Source organism: Burkholderia sp. L27(2015) (genome assembly GCF_009765705.1).
GTDB lineage: Bacteria > Pseudomonadota > Gammaproteobacteria > Burkholderiales > Burkholderiaceae > LMUX01.
On record NZ_LMUX01000017.1, the window covers coordinates 267892 to 286258 of the forward strand.

Here is an 18367-nt window from a genome sequence, read left to right on the forward strand (position 1 = left end):
GCCGCGTCGCAGCCTCGCCTTTGGCACCGAGGGCGAAGGCCTGCTTGATGTTGTAATCGGTCTGATCTTTCAGGCCCTTCACGACTAGCGCGGTCGCCGGAGTCAGTGGGACAAGCGCGGCGGAAATGTCACCTCCCATTTGGACGCCGGCGGTCTGCTGCACGAATGTGGTTTGCACTTCCCGATACGCGCTGATGTTGGCCTTATCCGCCTCCACCATCTTGCGGTCCGTATCGTCGAGAATGTGGTCGTGCGCATATCTGGCAAGAATCGCATCGAGCCGCTGATGTGCTTCAGAGATACGCTGATCCCTGTCGCGTCTTTGCACATCATCGGTAGTCAGGACACGCGACAGCGTTGCGGCTCGCAGCTCGGACATCTGCGCGGTCGCTTCAGCCAGATCAACGATGGCTGGGATTGTATTGGCCTCGACATAGGCAAATCTTGCCTGAAATTCAAGGAGTTGCCAAAACGCATATCCACTGACAAATAAAAGCGCCAGCAGGGCAACCGATAGGGTTAAAGCCAGATTCCTGATAACTGTCACGGTCGATTTCTTGTCAATTCGTTACGGATTAAAAGTAGTAATTCATAAGGAATGCGATGCAATTATTCATTATGAAGACCTCTCCATACTCTCGACACGCCTGTGCATTTGGCGTGTACGCGATGTTCATGCGGACCCGGCTCGACGTCTGCATCACCCCGAAAGCGTGCCACGAATTCTATCTCGACAGTTTCGAAATTAGCTTCCTCAAATCGGCAGCCCAAGCACTTTTATAGGACAAAATTTTTCCAGGAAAAAATATCCAGGATATAATTCTTCCTTCATGCGCTACCTGCTGGGCATATCGAGCCGTGTGTGCCGTTCACGACCTGCAGCACTGGACCACAACACGGGCGGCCCTAGCCGGCTCCATGAGAACGCATCGCCACTTCTATTTGATCTCAAGCCAGAGCCTGTTCGAAATCGGCGAGCAAGTCCTCGGTGTCCTCGATCCCCGAACAGATACGCACCTTTCCCAACGTCAATCCCAGTTTTTCCAAGCGATCCTCGGAGAGTCTGTTGCCGAAAACCGAAGCGGGCTGAAGGACTGTCGAGTTGACACCGCCAAGTCCCACTGAGTGGGTTGGGATTTTCACGTCTCCGAAACGTGATGCGACGGGACTGCAGGCTGCACTTCGGGAAGGCCACGCTACTGCGGACACGTCGGCATCCAGCACGCGGGGGCGGATTAAAATCTCGACGTGCCTTCTCTACAGCATCCGGATTGTTGGCCGCCCAGACCCAGACTCGCCGCGTGCTGATGGCCCAAATGCCTTTCGGGATCACTGAGATCGCGCTACCAACTGCTCACGAACATCGGCTGCTGTCACAGCGGTTAGGCGACTACTGTGTGCCCCGCTGCCTCAAGGAGCCTGGTAGCCTGTTCGAAGTCGGTTCGCTTGAGCAGCATGCAGTCCGCGTCGAAGGTGGAAACGACAAAGATGCCAAGGCTATTCTCAGAGAGCGGCTTGATTACGGACAACACAATCCCCGTCTCACCGAACGCAAAGGGTCCGATAAATTTAAGGCAGACCCATTCGAGATCAACTTTAGTACCGGACGGCACGCGCTCTTGCTGGCAAACGATCGATAGTTCATCGCCGTTGCGTGAGATCGAGACGAAGCCTTCTCCGTCTGCCCATGCAGGAATAGGCGAATCTCCGTTGAGCCTCGATATGCAATACGTACCATCCATTACTTGTAATTTGATATTTTTAGCCATGTTTCTTCTCTATCGTGCGACCGGCGGAATGCCGATCATGGTTACCGGCGACGGCCCGAAGGCCAGTTAGATCAATTGAAAAATGATGCGAGTCCGGTTTGTTGGACAAGTGCGCCGGTGCGGATCGACTCAGCGATGCTCGCCATGTCTGGTGCAATCGGACGGTCCTCGGGCATGAAGGGTACGTGCGCGCGGATGGCGTCGAAAGCGCTCCTCAATAGCGGCGAACAGCAATCCCCGCCACGCAGGTCTAGCGCCTGCGCCGCGCACAGTGCTTCAATTGAAAGTATTCCCCGCAGCGTGTTGTTCATTTCCAGCAGGCGACGCGCGCCGTGAGTCGCCATCGAGACATGATCCTCCTGGTTGCCGGCGGTCGGAATTGTGTCAATGGACGCCGGGTGCGCACGCTGCTTATTCTCCGATGCCATCGCAGCTGCCGATATATGCGCGGTCATGTAGCCGGAATTCAGGCCAGCGTCGGGTGCGAGCATCGCTGGCAGACCGGAGAACGACGGATCCAACAAGAGGTTGCAGCGCCGCTCGGACAGGTTACCTATTTCAGTGATGGCGATGGCGAGCATGTCTGCAGCAAACGCAACCGGCTCTGCGTGAAAGTTGCCTCCAGAGATGACTTCTCCCGTGTCCGTGAAGATGAGTGGGTTGTCTGAAGCAGCGTTACTCTCGATCTCGAGCGTCGCGCTGGCGTTGCGGATCAGGTCAAGACAGGCGCCAAGCACCTGAGGTTGACAACGAATGCTATAAGGATCCTGAACTTTTCCGGATGCCTCGCTGAAGGCACGCATCGGGCTATTGTCAAGGAGCGTTTTCATCGCACGCGCCACCTCGATCTGTCCGGGTTGGCCGCGCAGCGCCTGGATGCGTGCGTCAAAGGGACTCGCCAAGCCCGCAATTGCCTCCGTTGCAAGGCACCCGATGGCCATCGCCGCCGTGAACGACTTTTCCAGTGCAAACAATCCGCACAGGGCTAACGCGGTGGACACCTGGGTTCCGTTCATCAGCGCGAGCCCTTCCTTTGGCGCAAGCGATATGGGCGTGAGGCCCGCGCGCGCCAGCGCTTGCGCTCCGGAGAGCACTTCGCCGTCGTATACGGCCTCGCCGCCACCCGTGAGCACAGCACTCATGTGTGCGAGCGGTGCGAGGTCGCCCGACGCGCCGACCGAGCCCTGCGCAGGAATCATCGGCACCACGCCGCGTTCGATCATTTGTTCGAGCAAGTGAACGGTACGCAGCTTCGCGCCCGAAGCACCGCGGCCAAGGCTTGCGATCTTCAGCGCCATCGCAAGCCGTACTACGTTCGCGTCGAGGGGCGGCCCATAGCCAGTCATGTGCGACATGACGAGGTTCTGCTGGAGTTTGGACAGGTCCGCATCGCTAATGCGCACGTGCGCCAGCTTACCGAAACCAGTATTGAGGCCGTACACCGGTTTGCCGGCCCGCACCAGTTTCTCAACCATTGCAGCCGCGCTTTCAACCCCCCTGTGCGCACTTTGATGTAGCCGCGCTGCATCGCCTGCGAGCACGGCACGCCAGACGCCAAGCTGCGTTTGACCGGGGGAAATTTCGAGAACTGAGTTCATTTGCTTATCCAGTTAAAGGCGTATGTTTTTTAATGAGCGGGGCCGGGTCCGACAGCGCCCGATGGCGGCTTAGCCATGGTTTCATCAACGGGTCGGCGAGGCAGTCCGCATAAGCCGCCTCGAGAAATGGCCGCAGGTGGGTCGCCGCGGCTTCGCCCTCCCGGATGCGCCGTTGCACGGCGGGCATGCGCTCGTCCAGTTCAGCGAGCATGGCGCTTTCGTCGATACGCGTGATGCGGCCGTCGTCCACCAGCTTCTGGCCGGCTACGTAGACTTCGCGGATAGACTGCCCCTGCTCGCAAAACACGAGTTGCGTGAGTGGATCATTGAGCGGCAGAAAAGCGTTGCTCGATAGGTCCAGCAGAACGAAGTCAGCCTGCATTCCGACACGGATGCTGCCGATTGTTGTCTGCTCGATTGAACGCGCGCCGCCAGTGGTTGCCATCGAGAATGCCTGTGACGCGTCGATACCAGCCTCCAACCTCGCGTCTCCCGTGGCGCTGACCAACGCGGCAAGACGCATTGCATCGAGCATCGAGTTCAAGTCATTGCCATTGTTGTTGTCCGTTCCGAGCCCAACTGCAATACCTCGGCGCAGCATCTCGCTGACGGGCGCAATACCGCTTGCAAGTTTCAGGTTGCACGCGGGATTATGGATTACGCTCGCCCCGGTGTCAGCGATTAAGTCGAGCTCGCTTTCGCTCAACCAGACACCATGCGCCAGCACGCTATGGTGATCAAGCAGACCGTGGCAATTCAGGTATTCCACCATCGGCATGCCATAGTTTTTTGTTGCAGTGAGCGCCTGTATCCGCGTCTCGAGCACGTGCAACAGCACTGGGCGGCCATGTTTCCTTGCGAGCTCGCAAGTCTTCTCGAGAAATGCCGTCGAGCATCGCTGAGGGGCAGAAGGCGAAAAAACAAAGCGCACCCTGCCTTTCCATTCCTGCGCAAGCTCCTCCCAGAACGCGAGCGTCCAGTCGGCCGTCCGCACGGCGCATGTTGATCCAGTATTGACGGGTAGGTGCCGGTCGAGATAAGGCACGGAATCACGAAACGCGCGATCGCCCCATGCAACACTGACGTCCGCACGCATGCCAAGATCGGTGTAAGCCTGGAACGCGGCGGACACCACTTCGGGATCGATGCAGCCGCCGAAATGAATGTCATCGACGACCGTCGTAATACCGTTGCGAAGCATCTCGGTACCGTTCAGCAAGGTGCGTAGGTATACCTCCCGCGCCGTCCATCCGCGCGGATGCGTGGGCGGGTTGTACAAGCTCATCCAGATTTCGAGCGGTAAACCAGAGAAACGGCCTTTGTCGAACCGGTCGTGAGAATGGTGATGCGCGTTAATCAGACCGGGAATCATCAACAGCCGGCGGCCCCTGGTACGCTCATCTATGCGTACCGTGCTTAGATCGATTTTTGGCGCGATAGCGACAAACCGATCCGTGTCGATCAATACATCCATGGTTTGCGGCGGGCAGCCTGGCATTCCTGCCACCAGGACCTGTTCTATGAGGTGCAGTTGTCCCATGACAGAGCTCTTATTCACGCACGCGCGTGGCTTCCGGGGTCCACCATAGTGGCACCTGGATTGAATCGGTGGTGAGTCGGCCTCGGCCCTCCGCCACCTCGCGAGCAACCGGATATCCGGCCTGCGCGAGCCGCACAATGCCGATACCGGCGTCTGTGGTCAAGCTTGCGTCCAGACGCAGGTCCGCCTCTTCGCTGCCATCGGCGATCATCGTGACGCCCGTATGCGCGGACACGCCCATCGTGCCGTTAGCCTGAATAGACACGAGATCCGCCATGCCTGCGGTGTTCAACAGCGCGTTCAGGTAGGGCCAGTCCGAAATGGCATCAGAGCCGTCTCGCATTTTTTCGGTTTCGAATGCGGGATTGGCGATCGAGCCGCAGTCGAGGTTATCACGCGAAAATGCAATCGGCCCTTGTACTTCGCCCATGCGAACCAGTGCATTGACGGCGAGCCCAAACGCCTTGCGCTGCCCAAAACCGAGAAAGCAGATGCGCGCGGGCAGTCCTTCGAGTGGCAGACGCGTGCGTGCCAACTTGATCCATCGAGTTACCAGCGGGTCATCGTGGAACATGTCGAGCGCGAGTTCGTCCAGACGACGCTGGTCGCTGACTTCCCCAGACACACAGGTCCAGCGGAAGGGCCCACGACCTTCAAGGAACATCGGTCGCACGTACTCGGCGATACAGCCCGGATACGCATAGGCCTCCTCCGCAGACAAGCCAGCGTCAACGCTCTCCTTGCGCACGAAGGTGCCGTATTCAAAGACGACCGCCCCCGCCTTCTGGAGCTGAGTCATCGCGCGAACAATCCGGATCATTGAGGCGCGCGAACGGGCAAGATAGGCGTCGCGATCCGTCTCGCGAAGATCAAGCGCTTCGCCCACCTCCATTCCGGCGGGAATAAGCGCGAATGGATCGTGGCAGGGGCACATTTCGGTGACAATATCAGGGAGCCAGCCGGTTCGTGCGATGTCGTCGAGTGCATCGATCAAGTTGGCACGCACCACGACCGACAGTGAACGCCGCTCACTTTTCGCTTCTTCCGCCAGACGAATCGCCTCCGCTAGCGAATCAGCGCGCACATCCGCATAACCGGCCGCAAGTCGTTCGCGAATAGTTTCCTCCCGCACTTCAACTACCACACTCACCCCACCGTGCATGCTCATTGCGAGCGGCTGTGAGCGGCCCATGCCGCCTAGTCCTGCGCTGAAGAATATCCGTCCGGCGAGGCTGCCGCCAAAATGCCGTTCCGCAATCACGCCCAGCGTTTCAAAGGTCCCTTCGATCACGCCTTGGCTGCCAATGTACTGCCAGGGGCCCGCTGTGTAGGACGCAAACGCGATCAGGTTTTTTTCCTTCAAGTCGTAGAACTTGGGCCAGGTCGCCTGAATCAGGTTGCTGTTCGCCATTACAACCCGGGGCGCCAGGCGGTGCGTCTTGAAGACAGCGACAGGCATGCCGGATTGCATGGCGAGCGTCTCGTCGTTTTCCAGATTCTTAAGTGCGTGCACGATCGCGTCGTAGCTTTCCCAGTTGCGCGCTGCCTGCCCGATCCCGCCATACACGATAAGACGAGAAGGGTCCTCGGCGTTTTCCAGATTGTTTTCCAGCATGCGCAGGATTGTTTCCTGGCGCCAGCCCTTGCAGCGAAGAACAGGGCCACGTTGAGCGGTAATTCGGGTTCCGATCTGCTGAGTCATTGCGAATGTCTCTCGTTAAATGGCTGTCGATTGCTGCCGCACGAGGAGCAGTTCAGTGAATTATTCCGCTAGCACCCCCGAGAAACCATGCGATAAACGGAAAGTGAACTTGTTCGTTCCATCATGGTTGCCGCCTTTTTTGCGGGAGACACTTTGGCCATGCGCTCGCGCCACTGCGGCCGGTCGTCTGGGTTATACAAGCGTTAGAATGCCAAGTGGCGCTGGTCACGACGCGGTTTACATGAAGAACGTCAGGCCCATGGGCATGATTTTCGTGCCGTGCCTAAACGGACGTAGCCATTGCCCCGAAGAATGGCTCGACCCGAATCAGTTGCTCGACGGCACTCGCGTGCTGGCAGAGACGTTGCTCCTGTTAGATCGCGTCCTCGACTCAAGATGAGCGCTCACGGGACGACGGCAATTGCTACAGTCAGATTGTCGTCGCCGTATCCACCGCGGTACTCAGGATCCATTTCATTGATGACTTTACCGATCCCGCCACTGCACGATATTGACATCAAGCACTTGCGGCTCTTCAAGGCCGTTGTGGAGTGCGGTGGGCTCTCAGCCGCGGAAGAGGCAACCGGTCTTGGCACCTCGGCAATCAGCAAACAGCTTTCTGATCTCGAGACACGGGTCGGCTGCCAGCTTTGTGTGCGTGGGCGCAGCGGTTTTCAACTAACCGCCGAGGGTCACGTCGCCTATGCGGCTATGCTGCGCCTACTGGACGCTATCGACGAGTTTCGCGAAGTGCTGGGAACAGCGAAGAACCAGATTCGCGGCGAACTGTCGATCTGGCTGATTGACCACAGCGCCTTCACGCCAGCAAACCCGATTTCCATGGCGATCGGCGAATTTTGCGAGCGCTATCCGCAGGTAACGCTTAGTCTCAACGTCGCATCCCCCGATCTCGTGGAGCGTGCGGTGGCAGAAAAAAAAGCTGCGCTTGGCATCACAATATGCAAGTCGAACCTACCATCGCTTAACTATCAGGTTGTGAGCTCGGAGAGTGCTTCGATGTATTGTGGACGGGGTCACGCTGCTTTCGGTGCAGACGAACACCGCGCTAGGCAATTGCTTGAGGAAAGCGCCTCGTATGTGAGCAGAGGCTATCTTGTGAACGAAACTGTGCCTTTGTCATTATCGGAAAGGACTCGAGCATTGTCGCATCATGTTGAAGGAACGTTGCAATTGCTGCTCTGTGGCCAGTTCGTTGGGATTGTGCCCGATCATATTGCCGAGCCTTGGGTAGAACGCGATAAGTTGTATCGGCTGCCGGTGCCCGAATGGATGTCTGAGCGCCCCGTATTCTGCGTCACACGAGAAAGGCTTGGCGTGATTCGCACCGCAGACCTAATGCAGGCGCTAATCGTGGAAACCTTCCAAAGGACAAGCGGCTATGAGGGCAACTTCGAGCCGACGACTTAGATGCGCTTGGCAGCAAGCGGGTTGCCACAAAGCTTCTGCCTCGTCGAAGCCGTTAAGGTCGATGACCCAATCCCGGCCGTACCTCCGGTACATTGGTCGTTGACCTGCGCCATGACCTTTGGCGACCAGAAGTCCTGTATCGCATCGAAGGCAGACCGCAGATCGAAGGATTCGGCAAACAACATCGTGTTCATCTTCTTCACCTCCACATTGGAATGATCGATACGGCGAGCAAAATCGCCATCGACAGGTTCAAAAGCCGCCATTGCACCGGGGTCTTCAATAGCCGCGCAAGCAACACCCCGGCTGCACACCAAAGACACAACGACACGGACGCGGCCAATGCGAATGCGCCACCGAGTAGCGCCGCGAGATGCAGTGGCCCGTCTGACAACATGGCGAATGACGCTGCCGCCCCGAGCGCCATCGCCCAGGCCTTCGGGTTGAGCCAAAGCAACCAGGCGCCGCCGATGAAGGTAGTCGGCAGCGCAGCGCCGTGACCAGCCGCAGGCGCCCCGCTACGCGCAATTTTTATCGCCAGCCAAAGCAGATAAGCCGAGCCGATGGCTTTCATACTGGTCTGCAAGAATGGCGCGGCGAGCAGAATGCCAGCCAAGCCGGCTGCCGCAGCCGCTGCCAGCGTGCCGAGCCCGACCGCAATGCCTGCCAAGAGAGGCATAGAACGAACGAAACCGAAGCGTGCGCCCGACGCGGTCGCGAGCGTTGTCGCGCCGCCGGGTGAGATCGTGGCGATGGTGACGAAGAGCGCGAGCGGTGCGATCGATAGAGCAGGCATGGCAATCCTTGGAAAAGCCGCAGTTTAGGCAATCGCGAAGCATTAGTGAAACGAAGGATTTTAATGCCGTCCATTACGAGACATAATGTCTGTATGAACAGGAATCTCGACATGACCCTCGTGCGCACTTTCGTGGCGGTGGCCGACACCGGCAGCATGACGGTCGCGGCAAACATCCTCCACCTGACGCAAGGCGCGGTCAGCCAGCAGATCAAGCGGCTTGAGGAAACCTTTGTTTGCGTTCTGTTCGAGCGCGACGGGCGCCGGCTCGAACTGTCGCCCGTGGGCGAGCGTTTTCTCGGGAAGGCGAAGCGCCTGCTCGACATGAACGACGAGATTTGGCTCGACATGACGGCGCGCCCGTTCTACGGCAAGCTCAGGGTCGGCGTTCCGTACGATCTGGTCGGAACGCACTTCCCACCGATCTTCAAGGCGTTCGGCGAGGCCCACCCGAATGTCGAGGTATCGCTGATGTGCGCATCGTCTCCTGAATTAATCGACGCGGTGGGCGTCGGTTCGCTCGATCTCGCGGTCGTCGAGGAGAACGCCGATGCCGCGAGCGGCGAATGCCTGCGCGTCGAGCAGCTCGTGTGGGTCGGCGCGCGCGGCGGTAACGCGCATCTCAAACGGCCCCTGCCTATCTCGATGGTCGCCGATTCCTGCGGCTTCAGGCCGGTGGTGCAGGCGGCACTTCACGACCGAGGCATCGAGTGGCGCACCGTGTTCGAGAGCGGCAATATCGAGGCCACAACCGCTACCGTGCGCAGCGACCTGGCCGTCACCGCATGGCTTGCCTCAACCATCCCCGCCGAACTCGCAATTCTGAGCGGCGAAGACGATCTTCCGACCTTGCCAAACTTTGCGATTAGCCTGCGCCTGCCATCGGTCGCACCGCTTGTTGCGCAGGAGTTTGCGCGGTATGTGCGCGAGCGGTTGGTGCCGATTTCGTAAATGGGGCGGCTTAGCCGCTTCTGACTAATCCATGTTGCGCAGGTCTGTCAGCAGGTCAGGCCCCGTGGGCACCCAGCCCAGAAGTTGGCGCGTCATCGCGCTGGAGGCCGCGAGATCGATCGTGGCGAGGTTCGCTAACCAACCAAAATACGCCGGCGCCTCCTCGGGTTGGATCGACTCGACTGGCAAGTTCAATTTCGCACCAATCACCTCGGCAATGTCACGCAAGGCAACACCCTCCTCGCCTACGGCGTTGTAGCGCGAGCCTGCGTGACCGTTCTCGAGCACTAACCGGTAAAGGCGGGCAGCGTCAGAGACGTGCACGGCCGGCAGGCGGTTCTTGCCTTCCCCGACATATACCACCCGGCCGTGTTGCCGCGCCAACTGGATATGTTGTGTGATCCGGCCAAACCTTCGAGTGTCGTGCACCTGGGGCAGTCGCATTACCATTATTCGGCCGCCCTTGGCGATGAGTGCATCGGCAGCCTCCTCGCAGGCGGCACGGGGGAATTCGGCCGACGTTATGTAATCGTCGGTCTCCACCGCCGGGGCGCCGATCTTTGATCGCACGAGGCCCGTGCCGGAGGTGATCAGGAGCGGCCGGTCCGAGCCTGCCAGCACTTGGCCGAGCGTCTCGATGACCTTGCGGTCGTCCTCGCTGTTCTGCTTTAGGTTGGAGAAGTCGTGGTTGAAGGCCGCGTGGATGACGCCGTCGGCCGCCTCTGTGGCAGCGCGCAGGCCGTGCAGATTGTTCACGTCGCCGCGGCAGACCTCCGCGCCGGCACGGCTGAGCGCCTCGGCGCCCGCGCCCGAACGACTGAGTCCGACCACGTGATGACCCGCATTGATGAGTTCCGTTACGAGAAAGGAACCGATAAAACCTGTTGCACCTGTCAGAAAAATTCGCATTGTGTACCTCTTGTGTGGACGGGCTTTCGGCTGCGTAACCGTTGCCAGAGTCAACGAAGGCCGTTGCTCGCATCCCGCCGTCATTTCTGAGCTCTTCCAGAGGCGTTCTGATACTCTTCAGAAATAGACGGAACAATGTTCCATATGATAAACGGAACTTGGTTCCATATACAAGTGCGCCACATGAAAAAGCCAACCACAGAGCAAACCGTCGACCGACAGCCTGACCGCCGCGAGCCTCGTCGCATGCGTGCCGATGGACAGCGCAATCTGGATTCTGTGCTTCGAGCGGCTATGGAGGTATTTGCAGCGTCGGGAGTCGATGCGCCAGTACGTGAGATTGCGGAAAAGGCGGGGGTCGGTGTTGGCACGATGTACCGCCATTTCCCGCGGCGCTCGGATCTGGTCGTAGCCGTCTTTCAAGCCGAAGTGGATGCTTGCGCTGATGCAGCCTCTGACATCGCGGGTGAGCACGAACCTGGCGAGGCATTGGCTATTTGGATGCAACGCTATGTGGACTTCATTGCTACGAAACGAGGACTCGGGGCAGCACTACACTCGCGCGATCCGGCCTACATCGCTCTGCCGGATTACTTCAGCGAACGCCTAGAGCCAGCGCTCAAAGCGTTGCTGGACGCAGCCGTCGCCGCAAGCGCCTTACGCCCAGGTACGGAGGCTAATGAACTGCTGCGGGCAGCTGCAACCCTGTGCCGGGGACCTCACGACGAGGAGCGCGCCTTTGCGCGAAGAATGGTCCAACTGCTGGTGGACGGCCTGCGTTATGGAACCCCTGCGCGCCGAGGAGGCCCCCGAGAGGGGTCGTGATGAACGCCGCATTTTGCAAAAAGTTATAAATGGAGTTTTCCAAATTGCAAATCGATCGAGCAACAGCCTTGCCACGCCGCCTTGACAGTTTCGAGGAAGTTTTTTGGCATTTCGAACAGGTCCATCCGTACGCGCCCGTTTTCGCGGTTGAACTCGATGGCTGGATAAGCCCGGAGAATTGGACGGAACACCTCCGCACGGTGCAGTCCCGATATCCGCTACTTCGTGCACGGATCAATAAGATTCCAGGCCAACGTCCTTCATTCGAGCCGACGAATCATATAGAAATCCCATTCCGGCGAGCCCCTCTCGATAAGGACGATCGCGTCGAAACTGCGATGGAGCGTGAGCTGGTAATAGGCTTCGGTGACGGTAACGGTGCTCTTGCACGCGTCTCGCTTCTGCACGCATCCGATCGCGCCATACTGCTCCTCGCTGCGCATCATGCGGCTTTCGATGGGCGCACGATGATGATGATCGTCGAGGACCTTCTCCGTGCGGCGTCTGGAAAGCCGTTGGGTGCTCCTTTCGAGGGGGCGGCGGATATTTGTCAGCTCTTCAGTCTGCCCGAAAACAACGGCTACAGCACATTGCTCGGCGAGGTCATCCATTCGAGTTCTTCCCGTGTGAAGGACGTTCATGTCGAGCGAGTTTTCTTATCCGAAGCGCTGACCGCTTCAGTGCTGTCTGAGTGTAAAGCCCGCTGCGTGAACGTGCGGGCATTGGTCGCCGCCACTCTTGCCGAAGCTGGGCGGGAGGATAGGATCGAATGGCAGTCGCGTCCCGTCACGGTCGCGTCTCCGATCGATCTTCGCCCGATGCTCAATCATGAAAATACGCCGGGGCTTCTCATAGGACTGGGCTCCGCAGTGGTTCCTGCTGCAACGAGTCGTCAGACCTTGTGGCAAACCGCCTCAAACCTCGGGCAAGCCTTCCAGCACACCGCTAACGTGGAAGCCCAAAAGTTGCGGTCGTTGAAATTGCGTGAATTCCTTGATCATGAACGCCTACCCCATGCATTTATGCAGACGTGGCAAACCTTGATGCCGTCGCCCGATATCATGATTAACAACTATGGTCAGCTCCCACTTCAGGAGGACTATGACGATTTCAGTATCAAGACGATTTCTTCCGGCAGCATCGCAAGTCTGGGGCTCACTCAGAAAGTCTCAATGATCTCGCTTCGTGGAAAGATAGGCATTTGCATAGCCACATGCGATCCGATCGACGGGATTCTTGCGAAAACCTCCGCCATATTGAGCGAGGCTTGCGACAGTTCCAGAGGCTAGCTTTGAAAGCCAGCTTCGTTCACGAGGGATAGAATTTTGAACGTACAGCGCAGCGCAAGGGCGCGCGTTGCCGTTTAAACTATCGGTGCGGCACCTGCTGTCCCCGCTCAAATCACCTGGCACATGAATAAAACCAAACCCATGAGCAAACCTTACGGCGGCTGGATATCTCCCGTCACGACCGACCTTATTGTCGGCGACACAATCCGCCTCGGTCAGCCTGCAATCACGGACGGCGCCATATATTGGACCGAGGGCCGGCCACAAGAGCAGGGGCGCAATGTGCTGGTGCGTCACGTAGCCGGAATTGTCGTCGATCTGGTCCCGCAAGCCATCAACGTGCGCACGCTGGCGCATGAATATGGCGGTGGCGCCTACACGGTCGGCAAGAGTGGCGTGTTCTTCAGCAATGTGCCCGACCAGCAGATCCATACGCTCGATGCTACCGGTACGCCTCGGGCATTGACGGCGACCGAAGGCCTTCGCTATGCCGATGCTGTGGAGGACACTTACCATCGGCGACTGATTGCGGTGTGCGAAGACCATCGACCAGGCAATCACGAACCGCTCAACTTCCTCGCCGGCATTGATCTTGAAACCGGAGCGATAACTCGAATCGCCGACGGACACGATTTCTTTTCATCACCGTGTCTCAGTCCCGACGGAAGTCGCCTCGCGTGGTTGACGTGGGACCATCCGGACATGCCGTGGGATGCCACGCAACTCTGGCTCGCAGACATCGGCTCCGACGGGCGCGTCGGCGAGCCGCGCCGCGTTGCTGCGGGGATTGCCGAGTCACTGTTTCAACCCGCTTGGTCCCCAACGGGACAACTTCATGTCGTATCCGATCGCAGTGGCTGGTGGAACCTGTACCGCATCGATCATGACAACGCGCTCCCCTTGCATCCACTCTCAGCGGAATTCGGCAAGCCGCAGTGGCTTTTCGGCATGACGACCTATGGTTTCGATTCGAACGGACGGATCCTGTGTATCTATGAACAAGACGCCGATTCCCATCTGGCCATCCTGGATCCATCCGCCCAAACGTTTGAGGAAATCGACATACCGTTCTGCATGATGCGCGATTTGCACGTATGCGGCGAAAAGGCCGTGTTCATCGGCGCTACGCCAGGGGCCTGCGAATCGGTGATTGAGTTCGACCTGACAACGCGCACGTATCACATATTACGTAGCTCGAGCCGGATTGAGGCGGACCCCGCCTACACGTCAATCGCGCAGGCGATCCGCTATACATCCTCGAATGGCAGGACCGCACATGCACTCTACTATCCGCCGTTCAATGCGGATTATGCAGGCCTTGCTGGCGAACGTCCTCCGTTGCTAGTCTTGGCGCATGGAGGTCCGACAAGTTCAACCGACCGTTCGTTCAAGTGGGGGATTCAATACTGGACTAGTCGCGGCTTCGCTGTGGTCGATGTCAATTACAGCGGTAGCAGCGGGTATGGCCGGCCCTATCGGCAGCAACTGAACGGGCGCTGGGGCGTGGACGACGTGGACGACGCCGTCGCTGCTGCGCTTTGGCTGGTCGATCAGGGTCTGGTAGACAAGGATCGGCTCGCCGTGCGGGGCGCCAGCGCTGGCGGTTACTTGGCGCTTTCGGCGCTAACGTTTCGCACTTGCTTCAAGGCCGGCGCGAGCCACTACGGAATTGGCGATCTTGAGGCTTTGCTGCGAGAGACACACAAATTTGAATCCCACTATCTGTTTCAGTTGGTTGGGCAATATCCCGAACAAAAGCCTTTGTATTACGAGCGCTCGCCGATCAACTATACCGACCGGTTGTCATGCGCGATGATCCTGTTTCAAGGTGGCGAGGACAAGGTCGTTCCGCCTGATCAAGCGGAAGCCATGTACAGATCGGTGCGGGCCAAGGGTCTGCCGGTCGCATATGTCCTTTTCCCCGATGAACAGCATGGCTTCCGAGTAGCGAACAACATCAGGCGTTGCCTTGAGGCAGAACTGTATTTCTATGGGAAGATTTTTGGCTTCGAGCTCGCAGACGTAATCGAGCCTGTGACGATTGACAATCTCGAAACCATTGCAGGTCGAATCATCGAGGATCCGCATAAAAATTTGCGGGGATGAAACGACCTGCTCTCCAACACAAGGCACCTGCCAACGACGCCATCTGTACGGTTCATTGCGCGATCGATCGTTGCTCCGCACCCATCCGCCACTTATTCGGGGAGCCGCGGAGCCACGACATTCAAAGCCGATTGGACTCGTGCGGCCGCCTAGATGCCTTGACCGCCAGACACTTCAATACGCTGCGCGTTGACCCAGCGATTGTCGTCGGACAATAGACTCGCAATCATCGGCCCAATGTCGTCTGGCACGCCCACCCGCCCCAGAGCGGTGATATCAGCGAAAAACTTGTTGAACTCCGGGGTGTCGCGCACCGCGCCCCCAAAAAAGTCCGTCTCTATCGCACCCGGCGCGACGGCGTTGACAGTAATGCCACGGCTGCCCAATTCTTTTGCCAGGTAGACGGTGAGCACTTCGATTGCGCCCTTAACCGACGCATACGCGGACCAACCAGGCGCGCAAACGCGGGTAAGTCCACTCGAGAGATTCACGATCCGGCCGCCGTCCGCAAGCAATGGCAGCAGCGTCTGCGTCAGAAAAAACACGCCCTTAAAGTGGACATCGACCAGCTTGTCGAACTGCGCTTCGGTAGTTTGCGCGATCGGTGCGTAATCACCGTGACCTGCGTTGTTGACGAGGTGGTCGAACCTGTCTCGCTGCCAAGTATCGCGCAGCGCAGCGCGCAATTGCTCTGCGAACGCCGCGAACCCAGCGACACTACCCGTGTCCAGTTGCAACGCGATAGCCTTACGTCCGAGACTCTCGAGTTCGGTAACTACAGCCTGGGCCTCATCGGCCCGGCTGTGGTATGTGAAGATGACGTCACCGCCATGGCGGGCGATGTTCAAAACCGTGCTACGGCCGAGTCCGCGGCTACCACCGGTCACGAGGGATACCTTGCTCATGCTTTGCTCCTGTAAACTGGAAATGAGTGCCTTATTTTGCTTCTTCTACCGACTATGCCTTTTGCCTGAATCTCGCGTTTATTTGCCTTTTCCCCCAATCAGGCTTAAGCCCGCTTCGAACCGCGCTACCATGCGCATGTGAATACGGACCAAGGTATGGAAGACACATTGCTCAATGCAGTTCGACGCTATACAGAAGCGTTTTCCGGCCAAAGCGGACTGGCCAAAACCCCCGTTGCTGGCCTGACAACCATCAGGTCTACCAGGCCCAGTGGGCTCGAATACGCCATCTCTCGACCGCTCGTTTGTTTGGTGCTGCAGGGAAGCAAACGGGTCACTTTGGGGCTCGAGACTTTCACGTTCGAGGCCGGTGATTCGCTGCTGATTACCGCGGATGTGCCTACGGTTAGTCAGATCACGGGCGCAAGCGTCGCCGATCCATACTGCTCGCTCATCCTCGATCTCGACATGACGTTAATCGCCGACCTCGCCCTGGAAATGAAAATGGGGCCAACGACGAAAGGGGCGTCGGTCCGAGCGCAGCGTACTGACGCCCGGGTCGCCGACTCGGCGCTTCGGCTTATGCGGCTGCTTGAGCATCCCGCTGCGTTGCCTGTACTGCACGCGCAACTCGTGCGTGAGATGCATTACTGGCTTCTTGTTGGCCGGCATGGCCCTGCGATTCGGCAGCTTGGCTGGCCTGAGGGCCACGCTCAACGCGTGGCGCGCGCTGTCGCGGTACTTCGCGCAGAATTTGCGCAACCGCTAACCGCGGAACGCCTCGCTGCGGTCGCTGGGATGAGCCCGTCATCGTTTTATCAACACTTCCGCGATGCGACCTCTCTCTCACCTCTGCAGTTCCAGAAGCAGTTGCGCCTGATCGAAGCACGCAGACTGATGACATCGGAGGGTGTCACCGCAAGCGCTGCAGCCTTCGCGGTCGGCTACGAAAGCGTGCAGCAGTTCACTCGGGAGTACCGCCGCGCGTTTGGCTTGCCGCCCGGCAAACATACGGAAGCGCTCAAACGTCCCCTCGGGACCACAGCAACGGCGTGAGTCCATTGAGATTTCCGCAGGCCGCGCATTCGGGCAACGGTAACGCCGTTGATCCTAACGCTCACCGCTGGAAGAACGCACTGCATCCGACGCGTACGAGACCGGATTTGTTGTTACCCGTGGCGGCGAGCGTGCAGCGTGTGCTTGGCGAGGAACGGCCGTAGCGATTCCAATACTTCTTTGGGAGCGTCTTCGGGCTGCAGATGGCCGCCACCTGTCGCCGTACCGCTTACATCGGTATCGCGTCGTTGCTTACCCCTTGGGTCCAGGGTCCTCGGCTCGCGTCCATCGCGCGCCACCTAGCGGCAGTCCTGCTGGGTTTTTCGATTCAGGCTCACGACGGCGCGTCGCGGGAGGAACTGCAGCAGACAGCTGAAGACATCGCTCAGTCGTTTGCAACGTTCTAGTTAATAGGAAATCGACGACGTCCCATCCGGACATTTGGCAATGTCGGTGGGAAGTTCGCCCGAAGACTAGGTGGCCGCGAATTAGACCGCCGCAGCCCTCGAGAGCTCGGCGTCAAATTCAAGGGCAAACTCATCCATCGTCTTCTGGCCTTGGTCGACAGACATCGCCTGTCCTGCGAGCACAATGTTCACATCAGTCAGTCCGATAAAGCCGAGGATCGCTCGCAGATAAGGGCTAGCAAAGTTGTAGGACTCGAAAGGCGCGCCGGGCGAGAAATCGCCGCCTGATGCCAGAATGACCGTCACTTTCTTCCCTTTCAGCTGCCCTTCATTGTTTGCGTTAACAGTCACGCCGGCCCGAACGATGTGGTCGATGTAGGCCTTCAAAGCAGCGGGGATCGTGAAGTTATACATCGGTGTTCCGATGACGATGTGATCGGCCGCCATCAGTTCTGCCACGAGATCATTTGAAACCTTGATCGCGGCGGTGGATTCAGGCGAGTGCTGCTCCGGCGGCATGAATGCGCCACCGATCCAAGGCAGGTCAACGAATGGCAGATTCGCCTTAGCGAGATCGCGTACCACAACTTGACCGCCGGAATGTTCGGCCTTCCACTTTCCGATGAATTGACCGGTCAACCTACGGGAAGCCGAGTATTCGAAACGCGGGCTAACTTCGATGACGAGCAAACTTGACATACGAACTCCTTGGTATGTGTGTCGCTGAGATAGCGACAACTAGACAAATAAAGGCACTATTTCCCTCAGTGCGCGAAGTGCCGGAGCGCGTTGAGAAAAAGGCGAAGTTTTGGGTCATCACCTGCTTAAGCGCCCTTGTCCGATACCCCCGCCGACTCGAAGCTCGCCATGTCGTTGATAAACGCCGCGGCCGCGCGCAGCAAGGGCAATGCGAGTGCGGCGCCCGAGCCTTCGCCAAGCCGCAAGCCGAGCTCGAGCAAGGGTTTAGCGCCGAAATGCGCCAGCATTCTCTGATGTCCGGCTTCGCCCGATGCATGCGCGAACACGCAATAGTCGAGGACCGCCGGCGAGATCGCGTTCGCCACGAGCAACGCCGACGTGACGATG

20 protein-coding genes are annotated in these 18367 nt (G+C 58.5%); 8 read left to right on the forward strand and 12 right to left on the reverse strand.

Annotation, left to right across the window (positions count from 1 at the left end; genetic code table 11):
- The 6 genes from GSQ77_RS14755 to GSQ77_RS14780 all read right to left on the reverse strand — a co-directional run.
- Nucleotides 1–547 (reverse strand): MCP four helix bundle domain-containing protein (locus GSQ77_RS14755; protein ID WP_216854900.1); only part of this gene is annotated, 547 nt, incomplete at its 3' end.
- A gap of 401 nt (nt 548–948) precedes the next feature.
- Nucleotides 949–1143: a PLP-dependent transferase gene (locus GSQ77_RS14760; protein WP_158903484.1), complete on the reverse strand. Its 195-nt coding sequence runs from the start codon at nt 1141–1143 to the stop codon at nt 949–951.
- Nucleotides 1144–1382: 239 nt separating this feature from the next.
- Nucleotides 1383–1769: an ACT domain-containing protein gene (locus GSQ77_RS14765; RefSeq protein ID WP_158903486.1), complete on the reverse strand. Its 387-nt coding sequence runs from the start codon at nt 1767–1769 to the stop codon at nt 1383–1385.
- Nucleotides 1770–1840: 71 nt separating this feature from the next.
- Nucleotides 1841–3367, reverse strand: coding sequence for a histidine ammonia-lyase (gene hutH, locus GSQ77_RS14770; RefSeq protein ID WP_158903488.1), 1527 nt, complete (start codon nt 3365–3367; stop codon nt 1841–1843).
- 4 nt (nt 3368–3371) lie between these two features.
- Nucleotides 3372–5015, reverse strand: a complete 1644-nt coding sequence (locus tag GSQ77_RS14775) for an amidohydrolase family protein (protein ID WP_216854901.1) — start codon at nt 5013–5015, stop codon at nt 3372–3374.
- Nucleotides 4918–6609: a urocanate hydratase gene (locus GSQ77_RS14780; protein ID WP_158903492.1), complete on the reverse strand. Its 1692-nt coding sequence runs from the start codon at nt 6607–6609 to the stop codon at nt 4918–4920. Before GSQ77_RS14780 ends, GSQ77_RS14775 begins: the two co-directional genes overlap by 98 nt.
- A gap of 19 nt (nt 6610–6628) precedes the next feature.
- On the opposite strand from GSQ77_RS14780, the gene GSQ77_RS29810 reads away from it, so the two are divergent.
- Both GSQ77_RS29810 and GSQ77_RS14790 read left to right on the forward strand, forming a co-directional pair.
- Nucleotides 6629–7009: a M20/M25/M40 family metallo-hydrolase gene (locus GSQ77_RS29810; protein WP_158903494.1), complete on the forward strand. Its 381-nt coding sequence runs from the start codon at nt 6629–6631 to the stop codon at nt 7007–7009.
- Between the two features lie 80 nt (nt 7010–7089).
- Entirely contained in the window at nt 7090–8037 is a 948-nt protein-coding gene (locus GSQ77_RS14790; protein ID WP_158903496.1) for a LysR family transcriptional regulator, read from the forward strand.
- Here GSQ77_RS14790 and GSQ77_RS29965 read toward each other — a convergent pair.
- Both GSQ77_RS29965 and GSQ77_RS14800 read right to left on the reverse strand, forming a co-directional pair.
- Complete coding sequence (locus GSQ77_RS29965; RefSeq protein WP_367889670.1) at nt 8034–8231, reverse strand: hypothetical protein; 198 nt, start codon at nt 8229–8231, stop codon at nt 8034–8036. The genes GSQ77_RS14790 and GSQ77_RS29965 overlap by 4 nt on opposite strands.
- Nucleotides 8232–8236: 5 nt before the next feature.
- Nucleotides 8237–8833: a LysE family translocator gene (locus GSQ77_RS14800; protein ID WP_158903498.1), complete on the reverse strand. Its 597-nt coding sequence runs from the start codon at nt 8831–8833 to the stop codon at nt 8237–8239.
- 93 nt (nt 8834–8926) lie between these two features.
- Here GSQ77_RS14800 and GSQ77_RS14805 point away from each other — a divergent pair, with 93 nt between their 5' ends.
- Nucleotides 8927–9784, forward strand: a complete 858-nt coding sequence (locus GSQ77_RS14805) for a LysR family transcriptional regulator (RefSeq protein ID WP_158903500.1) — start codon at nt 8927–8929, stop codon at nt 9782–9784.
- A gap of 24 nt (nt 9785–9808) precedes the next feature.
- Here the strand turns inward: GSQ77_RS14805 and GSQ77_RS14810 are convergent, their stop codons facing one another.
- On the reverse strand, nt 9809–10693 hold the full coding sequence (locus tag GSQ77_RS14810; protein ID WP_158903502.1) for an SDR family oxidoreductase: 885 nt from the start codon (nt 10691–10693) through the stop codon (nt 9809–9811).
- Nucleotides 10694–10876: 183 nt separating this feature from the next.
- On the opposite strand from GSQ77_RS14810, the gene GSQ77_RS14815 reads away from it, so the two are divergent.
- The 3 genes from GSQ77_RS14815 (at nt 10877) to GSQ77_RS14825 (ending at nt 14913) form a co-directional block, all read left to right on the forward strand.
- Nucleotides 10877–11518 carry a TetR/AcrR family transcriptional regulator gene (locus GSQ77_RS14815; protein ID WP_158903504.1) on the forward strand — a complete coding sequence of 214 codons (642 nt, stop codon included), beginning with the start codon at nt 10877–10879 and terminating at the stop codon, nt 11516–11518.
- 29 nt (nt 11519–11547) lie between these two features.
- A complete protein-coding gene (locus GSQ77_RS14820) occupies nt 11548–12807 on the forward strand; it encodes a condensation domain-containing protein (protein WP_158903506.1) in 1260 nt (419 codons plus the stop codon).
- Nucleotides 12808–12948: 141 nt separating this feature from the next.
- On the forward strand, nt 12949–14913 hold the full coding sequence (locus tag GSQ77_RS14825; RefSeq protein WP_254067629.1) for a prolyl oligopeptidase family serine peptidase: 1965 nt from the start codon (nt 12949–12951) through the stop codon (nt 14911–14913).
- 149 nt (nt 14914–15062) lie between these two features.
- Here the strand turns inward: GSQ77_RS14825 and GSQ77_RS14830 are convergent, their stop codons facing one another.
- Nucleotides 15063–15818 carry an SDR family NAD(P)-dependent oxidoreductase gene (locus GSQ77_RS14830; protein WP_158903510.1) on the reverse strand — a complete coding sequence of 252 codons (756 nt, stop codon included), beginning with the start codon at nt 15816–15818 and terminating at the stop codon, nt 15063–15065.
- A 156-nt stretch (nt 15819–15974) separates the two neighbouring features.
- On the opposite strand from GSQ77_RS14830, the gene GSQ77_RS14835 reads away from it, so the two are divergent.
- On the forward strand, nt 15975–16874 hold the full coding sequence (locus tag GSQ77_RS14835) for an AraC family transcriptional regulator (RefSeq protein ID WP_158903512.1): 900 nt from the start codon (nt 15975–15977) through the stop codon (nt 16872–16874).
- A gap of 203 nt (nt 16875–17077) precedes the next feature.
- Nucleotides 17078–17281, forward strand: a complete 204-nt coding sequence (locus tag GSQ77_RS29285; RefSeq protein ID WP_216854902.1) for a hypothetical protein — start codon at nt 17078–17080, stop codon at nt 17279–17281.
- An 81-nt stretch (nt 17282–17362) separates the two neighbouring features.
- On the opposite strand, the gene GSQ77_RS14845 is transcribed toward GSQ77_RS29285, so the two are convergent.
- On the reverse strand, nt 17363–17980 hold the full coding sequence (locus GSQ77_RS14845) for an FMN-dependent NADH-azoreductase (protein WP_158903514.1): 618 nt from the start codon (nt 17978–17980) through the stop codon (nt 17363–17365).
- Between the two features lie 125 nt (nt 17981–18105).
- Nucleotides 18106–18367 (reverse strand): nicotinate-nucleotide--dimethylbenzimidazole phosphoribosyltransferase (locus tag GSQ77_RS14850; protein ID WP_174246455.1); only part of this gene is annotated, 262 nt, incomplete at its 5' end.

What these genes read in the sequence shown, in the direction of transcription:
- GSQ77_RS14765 (WP_158903486.1), bottom strand. Translation starts at nt 1,769, where the DNA reads ATGGCTAAAAATATCAAATTACAAGTAATGGATGGTACGTATTGCATA.
- hutH (WP_158903488.1), bottom strand. Translation starts at nt 3,367, where the DNA reads ATGAACTCAGTTCTCGAAATTTCCCCCGGTCAAACGCAGCTTGGCGTC.
- GSQ77_RS14780 (WP_158903492.1), bottom strand. Translation starts at nt 6,609, where the DNA reads ATGACTCAGCAGATCGGAACCCGAATTACCGCTCAACGTGGCCCTGTT.
- GSQ77_RS29810 (WP_158903494.1), top strand. Translation starts at nt 6,629, where the DNA reads ATGGCTGTCGATTGCTGCCGCACGAGGAGCAGTTCAGTGAATTATTCC.
- GSQ77_RS14790 (WP_158903496.1), top strand. Translation starts at nt 7,090, where the DNA reads ATGACTTTACCGATCCCGCCACTGCACGATATTGACATCAAGCACTTG.
- GSQ77_RS29965 (WP_367889670.1), bottom strand. Translation starts at nt 8,231, where the DNA reads ATGAACACGATGTTGTTTGCCGAATCCTTCGATCTGCGGTCTGCCTTC.
- GSQ77_RS14800 (WP_158903498.1), bottom strand. Translation starts at nt 8,833, where the DNA reads ATGCCTGCTCTATCGATCGCACCGCTCGCGCTCTTCGTCACCATCGCC.
- GSQ77_RS14805 (WP_158903500.1), top strand. Translation starts at nt 8,927, where the DNA reads ATGAACAGGAATCTCGACATGACCCTCGTGCGCACTTTCGTGGCGGTG.
- GSQ77_RS14810 (WP_158903502.1), bottom strand. Translation starts at nt 10,693, where the DNA reads ATGCGAATTTTTCTGACAGGTGCAACAGGTTTTATCGGTTCCTTTCTC.
- GSQ77_RS14815 (WP_158903504.1), top strand. Translation starts at nt 10,877, where the DNA reads ATGAAAAAGCCAACCACAGAGCAAACCGTCGACCGACAGCCTGACCGC.
- GSQ77_RS14820 (WP_158903506.1), top strand. Translation starts at nt 11,548, where the DNA reads ATGGAGTTTTCCAAATTGCAAATCGATCGAGCAACAGCCTTGCCACGC.
- GSQ77_RS14825 (WP_254067629.1), top strand. Translation starts at nt 12,949, where the DNA reads ATGAGCAAACCTTACGGCGGCTGGATATCTCCCGTCACGACCGACCTT.
- GSQ77_RS14830 (WP_158903510.1), bottom strand. Translation starts at nt 15,818, where the DNA reads ATGAGCAAGGTATCCCTCGTGACCGGTGGTAGCCGCGGACTCGGCCGT.
- GSQ77_RS14835 (WP_158903512.1), top strand. Translation starts at nt 15,975, where the DNA reads ATGGAAGACACATTGCTCAATGCAGTTCGACGCTATACAGAAGCGTTT.
- GSQ77_RS29285 (WP_216854902.1), top strand. Translation starts at nt 17,078, where the DNA reads ATGGCCGCCACCTGTCGCCGTACCGCTTACATCGGTATCGCGTCGTTG.
- GSQ77_RS14845 (WP_158903514.1), bottom strand. Translation starts at nt 17,980, where the DNA reads ATGTCAAGTTTGCTCGTCATCGAAGTTAGCCCGCGTTTCGAATACTCG.